This is a genomic window from Clostridium sp. (assembly GCF_036569345.1).
In the GTDB taxonomy this organism is placed as follows: domain Bacteria; phylum Bacillota; class Clostridia; order Clostridiales; family Clostridiaceae; genus Clostridium_AD.
In genome coordinates this window covers 1-16,627 of sequence record NZ_DATCQT010000152.1, presented here as the reverse complement: position 1 = coordinate 16,627, position 16,627 = coordinate 1, and the positions used below count along the sequence as shown (strand labels likewise).

The window sequence follows — 16,627 nt, the reverse complement described above, 5'->3', positions numbered from 1 at the left end:
GCTAAGTCACTTCTGTTTAACTTTTAGGGTATACAAAATAGCTAGTAACTAACGTTACTAGCTATTTTTATAATGATTTTGTCACATAACTAACTTTTATAATAATAAATTTAGTCCTATAAAAAACTATAAATTTTAATATAATGCCATTTTAAAATAAAATTATGAAAAAATATGTCTATAAATGAAAGAAAAAAAGTGGAATATATACTGTTACATATAATGGTATTATAGTATAATATATCACTATAGAGAGTAATTTTTTAATAATACATTATATAGTTTATTTATAAAGGTAGGTGAAAATAAATGAATGAAATGAATATATTGTTTAGCTTAGAAAATCCTGAAGAAAAATATAAAGAAATCGAGATAAGTGTTGAAAACAAGCTAGAGGATGATTTAAATTATAAATTTCTTGTAGGACTAGACGGTACGTGGACTACCCTTAAGAAATTAAGTGGAGCTAGCGATGTTATATGGAAACCAGAAACAGAGGGTAAGTATTCTATAATGGTACAAGCTAAAAGAAAAGAAAGTAATAAGCCATTTGATTTTATGTCAAAAACAGATTATATAGTAGGCGAGCATGCAGAAAAATTAATAAGTAATATTTACATAAATAAAACAGAAATAATGGTAGGTGAAAAAATCACCTTAACAGTAGAGGCTGTAAAGATCCCTATTATGTATAGATATTGGTTACATCAGCTTGAAAAATGGACACTTATAAAGGACTATTCACCAGACAATATACTAACATGGACTTCAAAATATTCTGGAGAACAGGAATTTTTAGTGGAATGCAAAAATTTGGATTCCGAAAATAGTTTTGATGACTTTATGAAAATACAATTTAATGTACAAGCTGTGCAGTCTTTAGAAATCATGAGCTTTAAATGTTTGACTGAGGACATATTAGAAGGCACGGAGCTCGTTTTTGAGGTAGAGTCAAAATATGAAGACAATAGGATGATTTTATACAAATTTGTGAAAATTAATCCTATGGGAGATACCAAATGCATACAAGATTATTCAACCAAAAAATTAGTTAGTTATGTTGAAGAAGAGAAGGGTGATTATAAGCTGTTATGTATGGCAAAGGATATGTATTCACTTCATGAATTTGATGATCGTGCATTGATTTATTATAGTGTAGACCCGTATGAAGAAATAAATATATATAGTTTCACTACTGATCTAAGTTCACCACAGTTATGTGATACCCCTATTATATTTAAGTGTATTGCTAGAGGTGGAAAAGAGTTATTGTATAAATTTAAAATTGATGGAAAATATCCAGAGGATTCTGGTTATATTAGTAAAAATAATTATATATGGACACCGAAGGAAGCAGGAGAATACAAAGCTAAATTATGGGTTAAAGATGAATCTTTCAAGGGTGAATATGAGAAGGAAGTTTCTTTAAATTTTATAATAGATGATATAGGAAATGGAAATGTAATTATTGATGATATAATAGTAGATAAGAAAGATACCGTACTAATAGGTGAGCGTGTTCATGTAGAGGTTAAAGCAACTGGAGGAATCTCTTTAAGATACAGTTTTGGAGTTTTTCAGAATGATAAAGAAATAGAAAAAATAGAATTTGGAACACATCATTTTGTTGATTTCACCCCAGAAGAAGGTGGCAAATTTAAACTTGAGGTAAGAGTGAAAGATAAATACTCCAAGAGAGAATTTGATGCTCATGCAGTTGTATATATTCAGGCTGTAGAGTGTATACCAGCTAAAATAGACTATGTCTTAATGCCCCCGAGAGAATACTATATGGTTGGAGATATTATTTCTCTCCAAGTTATATCAGAAAACACACGAAATACCCTTGTGAATTATGTTTTGAAAATAGATGGTCACTTAGTAGAACAAACAAACTTTGTAGAACATAAAAATTATGAACTTAAGCCTAAATGCAGTGGAACCTATTTAATAGAACTTCTAGCAAAGAATAAATTAAGCACAAATGAGTATGATAGTAGGAAGGAAATAAAAATTAAAGTACATGAGAATATGCCAATAACCGATACCAAGATTTTATGTGACAGATCAAATTTTATGGTTAATGAAACAATAACATTTGTTGCGCAAAGTACTGGAGGCCGCGAGGTAGTTTATGAATTCTATCTTATGGAAAAAGGGGACTGGAGTTTAGTTCAAAAATTCAGCATAAAAGATGATTATATTTTTATGCCTTTTACTATTGGAATTTACAAAATGTTAGTATTATCAAAATGCTTTTATAAGAGTATTTCATATGAAGATTATGATATAATAGAGATTGAAGTAAAAGAAAAAATTTAAAACAGCTTTTAAAAGCTGTTTTTTTTACTGACGTGTTATTTATTAAATACGTTTTAATATGTATTTTACCTGAAATTTTATGAAATAGTTGAGGAGATGAATATAAATGGAAAGAATAGATAAGATATTGTCTAATTTAGGTCATGGAACAAGAAAAGAAGTAAAAACATTATTAAAGAAAGGCTTAGTAGAGGTTGATGGAATAAAAATTTCTGATAGTGCTACGAAAGTTGATCCAGATAACACCGTAATAAAAGTATCTGGGGAAGAAATTAACTATAGAAAATTTATATACATAATAATGAATAAACCATCTGGTGTGGTTTCGGCTACAATAGATAAATATGATGAAACAGTAATTGATTTACTAGATCAAGAGTACCATGCTTTCAAGCCATTTCCTATTGGTAGATTAGATAAAGATACAGTAGGGTTATTACTAATTACTAATGATGGAGAACTAAATCATAAATTAATAGCACCTAAAAATCATGTAGATAAGGTATATTATGCAGAAATTAATAAATTTGTGGATGAAGTTGACATTAAGGCTTTTAAAAAAGGTGTCGTACTAGATGATGGATATAAATGTATGCCAGCCATATTAGAGATATTAAATGCAAATGAAAATGGATCTGAAGTAAAGATTACTATCCAAGAGGGTAAATTTCATCAGGTTAAAAGAATGTTTGAAAGTGTAGATAAGAAGGTTGTATTTTTAAGGAGAATTAGTTTTGGACCATTAAAATTAAATGAAGATTTAAGTGAAGGACAATACCGAGAATTGTCGGAAGATGAGATAAATTTATTGAAACAAATTTAATTGAGTTAATAATATCATTATACATGAAGCAAAAATGAACGAAATATGAATAAAATCTACTCATTTTAAAATTTATTTACAATAAAATATGGTAAAACACTTGCAATCTTTAATCAAATTTAATATAATTAGGTAGTAAAGATAAATAGAGAGATAAATAGCCCCCTTTTTATTTATTATAAAACAGCCCAACCCCAAGGGCTGTTTTATTTTGTAAAAAAAAGTCGATTTTCGTAAATAGTTCTCGACATAATATGTTTCGACAAAATGCCCATATTAAATTGTACTATTTAATATGGGCATTTTTTATTGGATAATAGGGAAGTATATAATTACATAGTATATACTAGATGAAATTTTTGGATTATAATAAAGTGAGTAAATATAGAAACGCATGAATAATTTAGTATATTTTAGATGAAAAACTAAAGCATTAATAAATATTTTATGGAATTTATAAAAATAAAAAATAATAGGAAGATTAGATAGGAGGTTACCTTATGGTGTTAAAAGAAACTTTAATAAATTTTATGACAGAGCAAGCATATAAACCTATGAACACAGTAGAACTCTCTAAAGTGTTCGATATAAGAAAAAAAGAGATGAAAGGGTTTACTGCTTTTTTGGCTGAAATGGAAAAAGACGGTGATATAGTTAAGTCAGTCAATGAATATTATGGTATTCCAGAGAAGATGGGTCTTGTAGTTGGTAAATTCCAAGGTCATCAAAGAGGTTTTGGGTTTGTAATAGCGGAAGTAGAAAGACCAGATATATTTATCCCTGCAGATAATGTAAATGGGGCAATGAATGGAGATAGAGTTCTTGCAAAAGTTCTAAAAGAAGAAAACACAGGTAAAAAATGTGAAGGTGAGATTGCAAAAATAATAGAGAGATCTAATAAAACAATAATAGGAACTTATGAGGATAGTAGTAACTTTGGTTTTGTAGTAGCTGATGACAAGAGAATTGCTCAGGATATATTTATTCCTAAAGCAGAAAGAAATGGAGCCAAAACGGGTCAAATAGTAATAGCTGAAATAACTCAGTGGCCAGAACAAAGAAGAAATCCTGAGGGGAAAATCATTGAAATTCTCGGCAATAAAGGTGACACTGGTATAGATATATTAACTATAATTAAAAAACATAAATTGCCAGAGGAGTTTCCAGCAAATGTCGAGGCTTATGCAGACAATATAGATGAAGTAATTCCAAAAGAAGAATATGCTAGGAGAACAGATTTAAGGGACTTAACTATGGTAACCATTGACGGAGAGGATGCTAAAGATTTAGATGATGCTGTGTCTATTGAGGTTTTAGAAAATGGTAATTATCGTTTAGGAGTACACATAGCTGATGTTTCTCACTATGTGAAAGAGAAAAATCCCTTAGACAAAGAAGCTTTAAATAGAGCAACTTCTGTATACTTAATTGATAGGGTTATACCAATGCTTCCTAAAAAATTATCTAATGGCGTTTGTAGTTTAAATCCTAAAGTGGATCGATTAGCTCTTACTTGCTTTATGGAAATAGACAAAAATGGTAAAAGTGTAGATCACGAGATAGTAGAAAGTATTATAAAGACTAATGAGCGAATGACTTATACTGATGTTACCAAAATAATACGAGATAAAGATGCGGAAACAATCAAAAAATATGATTATTTATATGAAGATTTTAAACATATGGATGATTTATGTGCCATTCTTAATAAAAAGAGAATGAAGAGGGGCGCTATAGATTTTGACTTTGTTGAGTGTAAAATAATATTAAATGAACTTGGAAAACCAATTGATATTGTACCTTATGAGAGAGGTGTTGCAAATAGAATAATAGAGGAATTTATGTTAACTGCTAATGAAACTATAGCTGAGCATTTTTTCTGGTTAAACACACCATTTGTATATAGAATTCATGAAGATCCAGATGAAGAAAAATTAATGAGATTTAGTGAATTTGCAAGTAATTTTGGATATTCTATGAAATGGGGAAAGGAAATACATCCTAGCATGCTTCAAGAAGTAATATCTAAAGTAAAAGGGCAAAAAGAAGAGATGGTACTAAGTACTTTACTACTTCGTTCTATGATGAAAGCAAAATATTCTCCAGAATGTGTTGGTCACTTTGGTTTGGCAGCTAAATATTATTGTCACTTTACGTCTCCAATTAGAAGATATCCCGATTTAATGATCCATAGAATAATTAAAGAGGTTATAAATGGAGGATTAAGTGAAGCCAGAACAGAAAGATTGAAAAAAGAAGTTCAAATAGCATCAAAACAGTCCTCAGATATGGAAAGAGTAGCTATGGAAGCTGAGAGAGAAGTAGATGACTTAAAGAAAGCAGAGTACATGAGTGAGCGAATTGGTCAAGAATTCGATGGTATTATTTCTTCAGTAACTAATTTTGGATTGTTCATAGAACTTCCAAATACTATAGAAGGTTTAGTTCATATGACTAGTTTAGATGATGATTATTACGTGTTTGACGAAAGACACTTAACCCTTATTGGCGAGAGGACTAAAAAGACGTATAGGCTAGGTGAAGAGGTAAGGATTATAGTTAGTAAAGTTGATTTAACTTCACATGAAGTTTATTTTGATATAATTGATGATAAAGAAGATAGTGAAGATAATAAAGATAAAGAAGAAGATTTAAAGGAATACTCGGTTAGTGATTTAAATGAACTTATAAAGGATGATGGGGCAACGGAAAAAGACTTTATTGCAGAATAGGATATGTTACAAAATAAGCTTTAAAGAAAAATGATCTGAAAATAAAAGTGCAGAAGGGGAATAACCACCTCTTCTGTATATATATTTAAACATTGACTGCTTTGTAAAAATGATCCATGCAATCTTGAAAAAGAATATAATATATAGTATAATTAAATGTATTAATAAGAATAAAGTAGGTGAAATTATGGTAAAAAAATCAGAAAATAAAACATTAGTAGAAAATAGAAAAGCAAGACATGATTATTTTATAGAAGAAGCAATGGAAGCTGGTATAGAGCTTGTTGGTACCGAAGTGAAATCTATTAGAGCTGGTAAAGCAAACTTAAAAGATAGTTATGCAGATGTTATAAATGGTGAAGTATTTATTAAAAATATGCATATAAGTCATTATGAAAATGGAAATCAATTTAATACTGATCCATTAAGAGTCAGAAAGGTATTGCTCCATAAAGAGGAAATAAACAAACTAGCATTATTTACGGCTCAAAAGGGCTTCACGCTAGTTCCATTATCCCTTTATCTTAAAAATACTAAGGTAAAAGTTAATCTTGGTGTTGTTAGAGGTAAAAAAGACTATGATAAGAGAGATGCAATGCTTGAAAAAGATGCTAAAAGAGACATGGACAGACAGATAAAAGAAAGAATGAGATAACAAGTAATAATACACTTAAGTTCCATAATGTTGACACTTGATAAAGAATATAAAATAGTGTATCATTAGGTTTATAGTAAGTAACTTAGTAAGAAAATAAAAGTTGCTATTTAATTGATTTACGGGGCATTAAAAATTTAATAATTTGGATTTGCGTAAAACATACAATAATATTTATATATTATTGTAGTACAAAAGATTCAGTTTAATCTTTTGACATATTAGGGGGCGTACTTGGTTTCGACGGGGGTACGTTGCATCTAGGAAGCGAGTCGAGGGAACCTATGGACCCGCGTAAAAAACTATAGGGACAATTTAAACGCAAACGATAATTTAGCACTAGCAGCTTAGTCTGCTACGTCTTACCTTTGATTACCGCGACTTAGGATAGGGCGCCGACAGCGGTGAACCGAGTCCGGGAAAGCTTTGACCTGGAAACGGAAATTATGAAGCTACTAAAACTTAAACCTGGTCAATAGGGGTTAAGTAGAGGGAATGTTAAATTATTGACTACACTCGTAGATGCCTAGGTGTTGCTGCTTTCGGACAGGGGTTCGACACCCCTCGCCTCCACCAGTAAAACCCTCGACTAATTAATAAATTAGTCGGGGGTTTTCTTATGATATAAAGTCGGAAGTTATACAATTCTTTGCACCTGGAATACCTCAAGTATATTATGTGGGGCTTTTAGCTGGAGAAAATGACATTGAATTACTTGAAGCTACAAAGGAAGGCAGAAATATAAATCGTCACTATTATACTAAAAAGGAGGTGGAAACAAACCTTAAAAGACCTATTATGAAAAGATTATTAAATCTTATGAAATTCAGTAATTCATATTAAGCTTTTAATGGAAATATTTACATAGCTGAAACTGATAATGATGAGTTAGTTGAAATAGTATGGAACAAAGATGATTTCAAAACAATTTTGAATGCTAATGTTAAAAATCACACATTTACTATAAAATATTTTGATGTTGATAATAAAAGGTATGAGAAATTACTAGATGTCTAGTACAATAAATTCTAAGCTCCATACAATAAAAAAAGTTTATAAAGAAAATGAGTATTTAGTTGATTTCTTTCTTGTTTTCTTGATTAAAAGATATTAGCACAAGCAATTTAATAATTGATTGTGCTAATATTTTTTACCTTTTTAGTTGGTTTTGATATACCATCTTTGATACTGTTGCTATTTTTTCAGCAGAATTTGATAATCCATCAACGTATATTACAAACATATACGGTTTATTTGTAAATACTATTCCCACATCATTTGTATAGGAACCCAAGTTACCTATTTTATGTGCTACTAAATACCTTGGTATATATTTATCTATTCTATCATGAAATTTGGTTCTTTTCATGTCACTTATTAGTCGTGTATAATATTTGTCATTTCTACCGTAATAAAGCTTCTTTAAAAGCCTAGTTTCAATCTCTGGTGTTAATACATTTTTGGTTGTACTTACTCCAGTTATTCCTGTCATAGTAGCTACCTTCTGCCTAACGATTCGAGCACCACCAAGCCTACTTGAAATCATATTTGTAGCTATATTATCAGAGTAAATTATCGAATAGTCTAATAACTTTTGTAATGCTACTGGATGTTTTAAAGTGGTTTTTAATTGACCTTGTAAAATACCAGTTCCTGACTCATAATAAGCACTATTATATCTAAGTCCATCAGTTAATTTAAGTTTTCCTGCCCTTACCATATCATATGCAACCATATTCATTCCTACTTTATAGGTACTAGCTGCTATACATACTTTGTTTGGATTTATTGATAGTTTGTCTCCAGTGGATAAGTCATAATAAACAAAACCTACTCTATTTACTCCACTACCTAAATAAGCTTTTATTTTATTTAATAAGGCCACATTTGAAGCTTGTCTTTGTTTTGCCTTCTGAATAGCATTGTAATCTCTAATATTTTTAGTTTTATTTAAAATATTTTCTGTAGCAGTGTCATATATACCCGATTGGATAAGATTATATTTTTCCTGAAATTGTTTTATCACATTTTGTGTATCTGAACCAAAAACACCATTAATACTTACAGTATAACCAATATTAAATAGTTTCTTTTGTAAAGAAAGAACTTTAGCATCCTTATTGCCTACATTAAGAATAGTCACATTTTTAATCTTTTGCGTAATCAATATTTTTCGAACTACGACAGGTTGTATACTTTTTTTGTAGCTTTGACTAATTGTACTCGGTATTGTGTAGACGATTGCAATTATTGTTAATGCAATCATTAATATAGTCTTTTTTTTCATTTTTATCCCCCATTTTTTATCCTTCTGTTTATATTATCATTTATATTATGCAAGTAACATAAGTGTGCATATTATAGGTGAAGTCCAATATTATTTTTCAACAATTTTATAGAGAAAGAGGGTTTCTCTATTTGTAAACTCTAATAGTTTCAGCCTTATAACATTTATTTCATGGAATATTATATCAATTCATTACCAACTAAAATTTTAATTATATAACATATTTCATCATCGGTTGTATCTATATAATATTTATTGCATAAGAAAACAATTTGTTCTTTAACCACTTGATATATTTCTTTATGCTTATTTATAAGTTTCTCTTAATAAGGATACTCTATTGATGGTTCTCCCTTTTTAAGTCTACTAATAGTAAAGGCTAAATGAAGAATTAAGCCTATTAGATTTTCATCTGTTAATGAGATGGATAGACTTGTGGCTATTTTATTGAAAAATTGAGTTATATCAGTGTAAAGCACATCTCCATCAAAGTTATCAATATTTTCTTTAAGAATCGATCGCATTTTAAGAAGGGTAGTTTTGTATCAATAATTTCTTGAAGTTCCTTTGCCTCTTTATGGTGTGAATATTTTACAAAAGGATATAAATAGTGCTGCAGATTCTGTAAAGCTGATGACGTTACATGCCTCTAAGGGATTAGAGTTTTCATATGTTTTTATTACCGGTGTCAATTATGGCTTGATTCCTTTACAGACAAGAGATATGGAAGGGGAAGAAGAGGAACGCCGATTATTTTTTGTGGGAATTACCAGGGCAAAAGATTATCTGGAATTTTCCTATTATACGAATCCGGATTATTATAGAGCAATGCCTGGAGAAAGTAGATATATTCATATGATTCCGCCACACCTAATTCACAAGGATGCGGTTAAAAGTAAAGCGGTGAACTTACAGGAACTTAAGAAACAGATTCAGGAGGTAAAAACAGAAGAAAAGAAAGAGGAAACATCAGTGGAACCTGTAAATCAGATATCTATAAAACAGGTGAGCCATAAGAAATATGGAATAGGAAAAGTTCTGAAAGAGGAAGAGACGATGATTGAAGTAGAATTTGAAAATTATGGAGTGAAAGAATTTATTAAAGCGTTTAGTGAGTTGGAATTTTTATAAATATGTTCTTGTATGTTTATTTATTTATTTGTTGATTATTACTTGACTTAGAGTTAACTCTAAGTGGTAAAGTAAATTATAGATAGCTACAAGACAGTTATCTAAAGTAAATAACAGAAGAAATTTATTGCTTATATGGAAAAATATTATGTGCCACATAAAATAGTGCATTTAATTAGGAGGTATTAACATGAAAAAAGTAATAAGCAAGAAAAATAGTGAGAATGAAAAAACAGCATTCGTTTATATGACTAAGGACATCAGTGCGGAAGGTCTTATGGCCATTTATGAAGCATTGGACCATAAGGCAACCGGAAAGGTTGCCGTGAAGCTATCTACCGGTGAGCCAGGGGGGCATTATTTTCTTTCTACTAAATTGATACAGCCCCTTGTGCAAGCTGTGAACGGTACGATTGTAGAGTGCAATACTGCTTACGGAGGTCGACGTTCCACTACGGAATCCCATCGTAAAGTTGTGAAAGAACATGGATTTACAGATATAGCACCGATTGACATTATGGATGCAGAAGGTTCAATGAGTATTCCTGTTGTAGACGGAAAGCATTTGAAAGAAGATATGGTTGGTGCAGGTTTTGCGAACTATGATTTCGTAGTGAATCTTGCGCACTTTAAAGGTCATGCCATGGGAGGCTTTGGCGGTGTAATTAAGAATATGTCGATTGGAATTGCTTCTTCTATGGGAAAAAGCATGATTCATAGTGCAGGAACAGCAACAACTGGCTTTGGTCTTGACTCACCCCAGGATGATTTTCTGGAATCAATGGCGGAAGCAGCGAAGGCTGTTGCCGATTATGAAGGTGAAAATATTATTTATATCAGCGTCATGAATAATCTGTCTGTAGACTGCGATTGTGATTCACATCCAGCAAAACCTGAGATGGAAGATATCGGTATACTTGCCTCCCTGGATCCAGTAGCACTTGACCAGGCCTGTGTAGATTTTGTATATGATGCACCGGATGGTAGAGCACTGATTGAGCGTATGGAATCCAGACACGGTATCCACACGTTGGAACATGCGGATTTTATTGGTTTAGGAACCCGCAATTATGATTTGTTTACGATTGATGACTGATATACCATCTTCAATAATATTTTCAGAATGTGTAAATAGAATTGTATAAAGTGGAAATTTTTGACTTTCTAGAAGTGGCGAAGCAGTTAAGTTTCGTCACTTCTTAATTTTAAAAATAAATAGTTAAAAAAAGTTTATGACAAATGGTGGATATGTGTTCAAATGGAGAAAATTTTTACTAAAAGGTATTGACTTGGAGTGCACTCCAAGTGGTAGGCTATATATAGTATCAAAAATATAAAATCTAGAAAAGAAATGATAAATACAATGAGTAAGAAAATATTAGTTTTGCCTGAAAGTTCGATTATAAAACAGACTACATAAGTTCAAAAAAATCAGAAAAACACTTGACTTGGAGTTCACTCAAGGTAATACAGTTTATGTTGAAATGAATTAATAAAATACATGAAAGAATTGAGTAGGTTTCATTATGGAATTGATGAACGAAAAAAAATTTGGTTATGGATGTATGCGCTTGTCTTTACTAAATAAGGAAGACCAGACTTCTTTTGACTACGAACTAATTAACAAGTTATTTGATACCTATTTAGAAAAGGGATTCACTTTTTTTGATACTGCCTATACATATCATGGCTACATGCTGAAGAAGCAATGCGTAAAGCTTTGGTAGAACGTCACCCTAGGGATTCGTTTCAATTAGCTACAAAATTGCCACTATGAGACTTCAAATATGTCCGATTTTATCCCTTTGAATGAAGAAGAGAATACCATTATTGAAAAGGTTACTAAAATCATTAACGAAAATACAGCTGTACAATGTACTGCCTGTGAATATTGTACGCATGGATGTCCAAAAGACATTGCTATTCCAAAATATTTTGCACTGTACAACAGCATTATGCGTACCACTGGTAGTTTCTCAAGTCAGATGGTATATTACAACAATATTGCTATTTACAGATGAAAGTGGCTATTATAAATGGAAGGTTTTGGAGAGAAATAATGAAATGAAAAAAATGTAAAAATTAGGCGGGCGGGTTTGGATTTAGTTGGAACGCTTGAAAAACCCGAACTTAAAGAAGGGGAGAAATGTCCTCTTGTCATCATAATGCATGGTTTTACGGCAAATCGTCAAGAGCTGATGCATGTATGGATTGCACAGGAACTGTTGAAGAATCATATCGCTTCTGTGCGATTTGATTTCAATGGACATGGGGAGAGTGATGGGATGTTTGAAGACATGACCGTCATGAATGAGGTGGAAGATGCCATGGAAATCTTACGTTATGCAAAGAAACTTGACTTCGTGGAAAGCATCAGCATACTCGGGCATTCTCAGGGAGGTGTGGTAGCCGGGATGACTGCAGGGTACTATCCAGATGAGATTGCTTGTCCCGTACAGATGGCACCAGCTGCAACTTTAAAGGATGATGCCATAAAGGGTACGATAATGGGTGTGCAATATGATCCGGATCATATACCGGAATACGTTATATTTGGTAATATACGGTTAAGTAGATTATATTTTGGTATTGCACAACATTTGCCCATTTATGAGGTGTCATCTCAGTATAGGGGGCCTGTATGCCTTATTCACGGGACATCTGATTATGTTGTTAGTTACACTGCATCGAAAAAATACCAAGAGATATACACTGACAGTGAACTACATCTACTTGAAGGGCAGGATCACTGCTTTATGCATAATCTGGATGAGGCAGTGGTATTGGCAGTTGATTTTATTGTAGCAAAAGCAAAACAGATAAAATATAATTTCTAGATGAAAATCACAAACTGGAACTAAGGGGGAATAACTTTATGCACATACCTGATAATTATTTAAGTCCTTCAACTTGTGCTGTTTTTGGAGTGGTTATGTTGCCTATATGGAGAAAAGCAAGTTTAAAGGTAAAGAATGAAATAACAAGGCAGAAAATGCCTCTTCTTGGAGTAGCAGCGGCCTTTTCATTTTTAATTATGATGTTTAATATACCTCTACCAGGAGGAACTACGGCCCATGCTATTGGTGGTGCACTTGTTGCTATTTTGCTTGGACCTTATTCTGCTGTTTTAGCGGTTACTATAGCACTTGTAATTCAAGCATTGTTTTTCGGAGATGGAGGGATTTTAGCACTGGCCGTAAATTGTTTTAATATGGCTTTTATAATGCCATTTACAGCATTTAATTTATTTGAGATTACAAAAAAAATATTTAAAAACCGAAAAGGAGAATATATTGGAGCTTTCCTAGGTGGTTATATTTCAGTTAATGCAGCAGCTTTATTTGCCGCAGTGGAGTTAGGTGTTCAGCCATTACTATTTAAGGATTTTTCAGGACTACCCCTATATAGTCCCTATGGGCTAGCTATATCTATTCCAGCTATGATAATACCTCATTTATTAGCAATTGGAATTTTGGAAGGAATAATAACGGTGGGAGCATATAGCTATATAAAAAAGGCATCACCAGATGTAATATATAAAGGAAAAGTAAGCAAAATAAAAATTTCATGCACTATAATAGGAATTCTCATTTTAGCTACTCCTTTAGGACTTTTAGCAAATGGAACTGCTTGGGGAGAATGGGGTTTAGAAGAAATTAAGCATTTTATAGGATTTGTGCCTAAGGGAATGGAGCAAGGATTTAAATTTAATTCACCAATTCCAGATTATAGTTTTGGATTTTTAAGTAGTTATTTTGGATATATTTTATCAGCATTAGCTGGGGTAATAATAATTTTAATTATTTTTAAGGTTTTAGAGAAAATAAATTTGAAGAGAAATGTAAAAGGAGATTAAATGGTTCCACAATGGCTTTTAGAAAAAGATAATTACATTCCAAAGAAAGAAAAAAACTTATACATTGAAAAAAGTATTTTTTCTTTAATTAAAACAATTTCGATAATCAGGCAAAATAAAAATCAGGATAAATTGATCTATTCAATAAATCCATCCTTAAAGGTTGCAAGTACTATATTAATGATACTGTGTGTATCTATTTCAAGAAGTTTTATTTATTTATTAATAATAGATATATATGTGTTAATTAATCTTTTTCTTATAGGAAAAAAGTCAAGTAAAAGGATATTGTTTAAAAGTTTTATCTTTCCTTTAATAACTTTAATAACATTAATACCATCTATGATTTTTGAAAATATATATAATAGTTTATTGATTCTCCAAAAAATAATTATAACTATATTGCTTATGAATATATTATCACATACTAGCAGATGGAGCGAAATCAGCAAATCATTAAAATTATTATTTATACCAGATATATTTATATGGATTATGGATTTAACCATAAAATATATTGTTCTGCTAGGCGAATATACTATTAACCTGCTACATGCATTAAAACTTAGATCAATTGGTATAACTCCTGATAAATATAATTCTCTCACAGGAATTATTGGAAATTTATTCATAAAGTCTTATAAAATGAGTGAAGAGATGTCCCATGCTATGGAATGTAGGGGCTTTGTAGGAGAATATACTACAAAAGCAAATTTAAAATTAAAGAAAATAGACTATGTATATTTTATAATAAATATAGTCTTGGTTAGTTTGTTTATATACTTATAATAAAAGTATATCTGAAAAATTAAGGAGAATTAATGATGATAAATATAGAGAATATTTCATTTACATACAAGAATAAGATAGCTCTTGATAATATAAATGTTCATATAGAAGAAGGTGAATCTATAGCTATTATAGGTCCAAATGGAAGCGGGAAGTCAACTGTTTTAAAATTATTAAATGGCATTATTTTTTCAAGTCAAGGTAAATATATGTTTGATAACAATGAAATAAATGAATATACATTAAAGGATACTAAGTTCTTAAAACTATTTCATAAAAAATTAGGATTTGTATTTCAAAATTCTGATGCTCAACTATTTTGTTCTACAGTCTTTGAAGAACTGGCATTTGGCCTTATGCAAATGGAACTGCCAGAGGAAGAAGTAAATAAAAGAGTAAGAGATTGCCTTAATCTTCTTAATATAGATAAGTTAAAAGATGAACATCCGTATAATTTAAGCGGAGGAGAAAAGAAGAGAGTTGCAATTGCTAGTGTTTTAGCTATGAATCCAGAAGTAATAACTTTAGATGAGCCCATGAATGGGATAGATCCAAAAGGGAAAAGATTTTTAAAAGAATTATTAATTGATCTAAATAAATGCGGCAAAACTATAATTTGTGCAACTCATGATTTTGAATATATACAAGGTGTTTTTGATAGAGCTATAGTATTTTCAGAAGATCATAAAATAATAAGAGACGATAAATATGAAAATATCATGAATGATCAAGATTTTTTAAGAAAATATAACATTATATAATTTTAAACATTGGACAAGATAGCATTTAAAATTCAAACGATTAAAGGAGTTATAGACATGAAGATTTTATATTACGATTGTTTTTGTGGAATAAGTGGTGACATGAATTTAGCGGCACTAATAGATTTAGGAGTTCCTAAAGAATATTTAATGGAGGAACTTTCAAAATTAAACTTAAATTCTGAATATGAAATAAAAATTGAAAAATCTAAGAAACTTGGAATAACAGGGACTAGGGTAGACGTCATATTAAAAGATAAATTAGATGATGAGTTGCATATTTTAGATAAAGATTTACATGGGCATAACCATGAACACAATCATCATCATGGCGATGAAGAACATCATCATGATGAAAATAACCATAGTCACGAACATCATCATAGAAACTTGAAGGATATAGAGAAAATAATAAATTCAAATGATTTAAGTGATAAGGTTAAAAAACTTAGTATAGATATGTTTATGAAGGTTGCAGAGGCAGAAGCAAAGGTTCATGGAAAACCATTATATGAAGTATATTTTCATGAGGTAGGAGCTATTGATTCAATTGTAGATATGGTAGGAGCAGCTATTTGTTTAGACTATCTAAAAGTTGACAAAATTATTGCATCTCCAGTTCAAGTTGGAGGAGGATTTGTTAAATGTGCTCATGGGCTTATGCCAGTACCAGCACCTGCAACAGTAGAAATATTAAAGAATATTCCTATAAATGCTGGAATAGTACAATTTGAAACGACCACTCCTACTGGGGCTGCAATACTCGCGACAAACGTTGAAGAATTTACTCAAATGGTTGATTTCTCAATTAAGAAGATAGCATATGGAATAGGTCATAGAGAGTTAGAAATTCCAAATGTTTTAAGAGTATATTTAGGTGAGAAGGAAAGTTCTGAAAAAGTAAGAGAGCATTATATACTTGAAACTAATATAGATGATATGAATCCAGAACTTTATGGATATGTAGAAGAAAAACTTTTTGAAGCAGGAGCCTTAGACGTATTTAAAACACCTATATTTATGAAAAAGGGAAGGCCGGGGATAAAATTAAGTGTGTTAACTAATGAAAAAGTTGAAAAGGATGCTTTAGATGTTATTTTTGAAGAAACTACATCGATTGGTGTTAGAAAATATAAAGTTGAAAAAATAATGCTTAATAGAGATTTTTCAAAAGTAAAAACAGAGTATGGAGATATTACAATAAAGAAATCTTATTATAAAGGGAAGCTAGTCAAATATAAACCAGAATACGAAGAATGCAAGACTATAGC

The 16,627-nt window shown here is 30.8% G+C and carries 14 protein-coding genes, 1 other RNA gene and 1 pseudogene; 14 read left to right on the top strand and 2 right to left on the bottom strand.

The annotated features are described in order from the left end of the window. Positions 1-309 precede the first annotated feature (309 nt). The 5 genes from VIM70_RS15280 (at position 310) to ssrA (ending at position 7,108) form a co-directional block, all read left to right on the top strand. Complete coding sequence (locus VIM70_RS15280) at positions 310-2,322, top strand: triple tyrosine motif-containing protein (RefSeq protein WP_331946636.1); 2,013 nt, start codon at positions 310-312, stop codon at positions 2,320-2,322. Positions 2,323-2,428: 106 nt separating this feature from the next. Continuing rightward, entirely contained in the window at positions 2,429-3,145 is a 717-nt protein-coding gene (locus VIM70_RS15275) for a pseudouridine synthase (protein ID WP_331946635.1), read from the top strand. A gap of 500 nt (positions 3,146-3,645) precedes the next feature. Continuing rightward, complete coding sequence (gene rnr / locus VIM70_RS15270; protein WP_331946634.1) at positions 3,646-5,877, top strand: ribonuclease R; 2,232 nt, start codon at positions 3,646-3,648, stop codon at positions 5,875-5,877. A gap of 187 nt (positions 5,878-6,064) precedes the next feature. Then, positions 6,065-6,532, top strand: coding sequence for an SsrA-binding protein SmpB (gene smpB, locus VIM70_RS15265; RefSeq protein WP_331946633.1), 468 nt, complete (start codon positions 6,065-6,067; stop codon positions 6,530-6,532). A 224-nt stretch (positions 6,533-6,756) separates the two neighbouring features. After that, positions 6,757-7,108, top strand: a transfer-messenger RNA (tmRNA) gene (gene ssrA, locus VIM70_RS15260). Positions 7,109-7,682: 574 nt separating this feature from the next. On the opposite strand, the gene VIM70_RS15255 is transcribed toward ssrA, so the two are convergent. Together VIM70_RS15255 and VIM70_RS23455 are read right to left on the bottom strand one after the other, a co-directional pair. Continuing rightward, the gene (locus VIM70_RS15255; protein ID WP_331946632.1) at positions 7,683-8,819 is read right to left on the bottom strand and encodes a serine hydrolase; all 1,137 of its coding nucleotides are present in this window, start codon (positions 8,817-8,819) and stop codon (positions 7,683-7,685) included. Positions 8,820-8,998: 179 nt separating this feature from the next. Then, a pseudogene (locus VIM70_RS23455) lies at positions 8,999-9,343 on the bottom strand (PRD domain-containing protein). Between the two features lie 43 nt (positions 9,344-9,386). Between VIM70_RS23455 and VIM70_RS15250 the strand changes: the two are divergent. The 9 genes from VIM70_RS15250 to larC all read left to right on the top strand — a co-directional run. Continuing rightward, a complete protein-coding gene (locus tag VIM70_RS15250) occupies positions 9,387-9,950 on the top strand; it encodes a 3'-5' exonuclease (RefSeq protein WP_331946631.1) in 564 nt (187 codons plus the stop codon). 190 nt (positions 9,951-10,140) lie between these two features. Then, positions 10,141-11,046 carry a DUF362 domain-containing protein gene (locus VIM70_RS15245; protein WP_331946630.1) on the top strand — a complete coding sequence of 302 codons (906 nt, stop codon included), beginning with the start codon at positions 10,141-10,143 and terminating at the stop codon, positions 11,044-11,046. 430 nt (positions 11,047-11,476) lie between these two features. After that, entirely contained in the window at positions 11,477-11,677 is a 201-nt protein-coding gene (locus VIM70_RS15240; protein ID WP_226126334.1) for a hypothetical protein, read from the top strand. 60 nt (positions 11,678-11,737) lie between these two features. Next, complete coding sequence (locus VIM70_RS15235; protein WP_331946629.1) at positions 11,738-11,971, top strand: hypothetical protein; 234 nt, start codon at positions 11,738-11,740, stop codon at positions 11,969-11,971. Between the two features lie 75 nt (positions 11,972-12,046). After that, positions 12,047-12,787, top strand: coding sequence for an alpha/beta hydrolase family protein (locus VIM70_RS15230; protein ID WP_331946628.1), 741 nt, complete (start codon positions 12,047-12,049; stop codon positions 12,785-12,787). A gap of 38 nt (positions 12,788-12,825) precedes the next feature. After that, complete coding sequence (cbiM, locus tag VIM70_RS15225) at positions 12,826-13,806, top strand: cobalt transporter CbiM (RefSeq protein ID WP_331946627.1); 981 nt, start codon at positions 12,826-12,828, stop codon at positions 13,804-13,806. After that, positions 13,807-14,595: an energy-coupling factor transporter transmembrane component T gene (locus VIM70_RS15220; protein WP_331946626.1), complete on the top strand. Its 789-nt coding sequence runs from the start codon at positions 13,807-13,809 to the stop codon at positions 14,593-14,595. Positions 14,596-14,630: 35 nt separating this feature from the next. Further along, positions 14,631-15,356: an ABC transporter ATP-binding protein gene (locus VIM70_RS15215; RefSeq protein WP_331946659.1), complete on the top strand. Its 726-nt coding sequence runs from the start codon at positions 14,631-14,633 to the stop codon at positions 15,354-15,356. 57 nt (positions 15,357-15,413) lie between these two features. Continuing rightward, a partial coding sequence (gene larC / locus VIM70_RS15210; protein WP_331946625.1) for a nickel pincer cofactor biosynthesis protein LarC occupies positions 15,414-16,627 on the top strand: 1,214 nt, incomplete at its 3' end.

Bases quoted from the DNA above. Each gene is read 5' to 3' on its own strand.
- VIM70_RS15245 (WP_331946630.1), top strand. From the start codon at position 10,141: ATGAAAAAAGTAATAAGCAAGAAAAATAGTGAGAATGAAAAAACAGCA.
- VIM70_RS15255 (WP_331946632.1), bottom strand. From the start codon at position 8,819: ATGAAAAAAAAGACTATATTAATGATTGCATTAACAATAATTGCAATC.
- VIM70_RS15220 (WP_331946626.1), top strand. From the start codon at position 13,807: ATGGTTCCACAATGGCTTTTAGAAAAAGATAATTACATTCCAAAGAAA.
- VIM70_RS15215 (WP_331946659.1), top strand. From the start codon at position 14,631: ATGATAAATATAGAGAATATTTCATTTACATACAAGAATAAGATAGCT.
- VIM70_RS15275 (WP_331946635.1), top strand. From the start codon at position 2,429: ATGGAAAGAATAGATAAGATATTGTCTAATTTAGGTCATGGAACAAGA.
- VIM70_RS15240 (WP_226126334.1), top strand. From the start codon at position 11,477: ATGGAATTGATGAACGAAAAAAAATTTGGTTATGGATGTATGCGCTTG.
- VIM70_RS15235 (WP_331946629.1), top strand. From the start codon at position 11,738: ATGTCCGATTTTATCCCTTTGAATGAAGAAGAGAATACCATTATTGAA.
- VIM70_RS15280 (WP_331946636.1), top strand. From the start codon at position 310: ATGAATGAAATGAATATATTGTTTAGCTTAGAAAATCCTGAAGAAAAA.
- rnr (WP_331946634.1), top strand. From the start codon at position 3,646: ATGGTGTTAAAAGAAACTTTAATAAATTTTATGACAGAGCAAGCATAT.
- smpB (WP_331946633.1), top strand. From the start codon at position 6,065: ATGGTAAAAAAATCAGAAAATAAAACATTAGTAGAAAATAGAAAAGCA.
- cbiM (WP_331946627.1), top strand. From the start codon at position 12,826: ATGCACATACCTGATAATTATTTAAGTCCTTCAACTTGTGCTGTTTTT.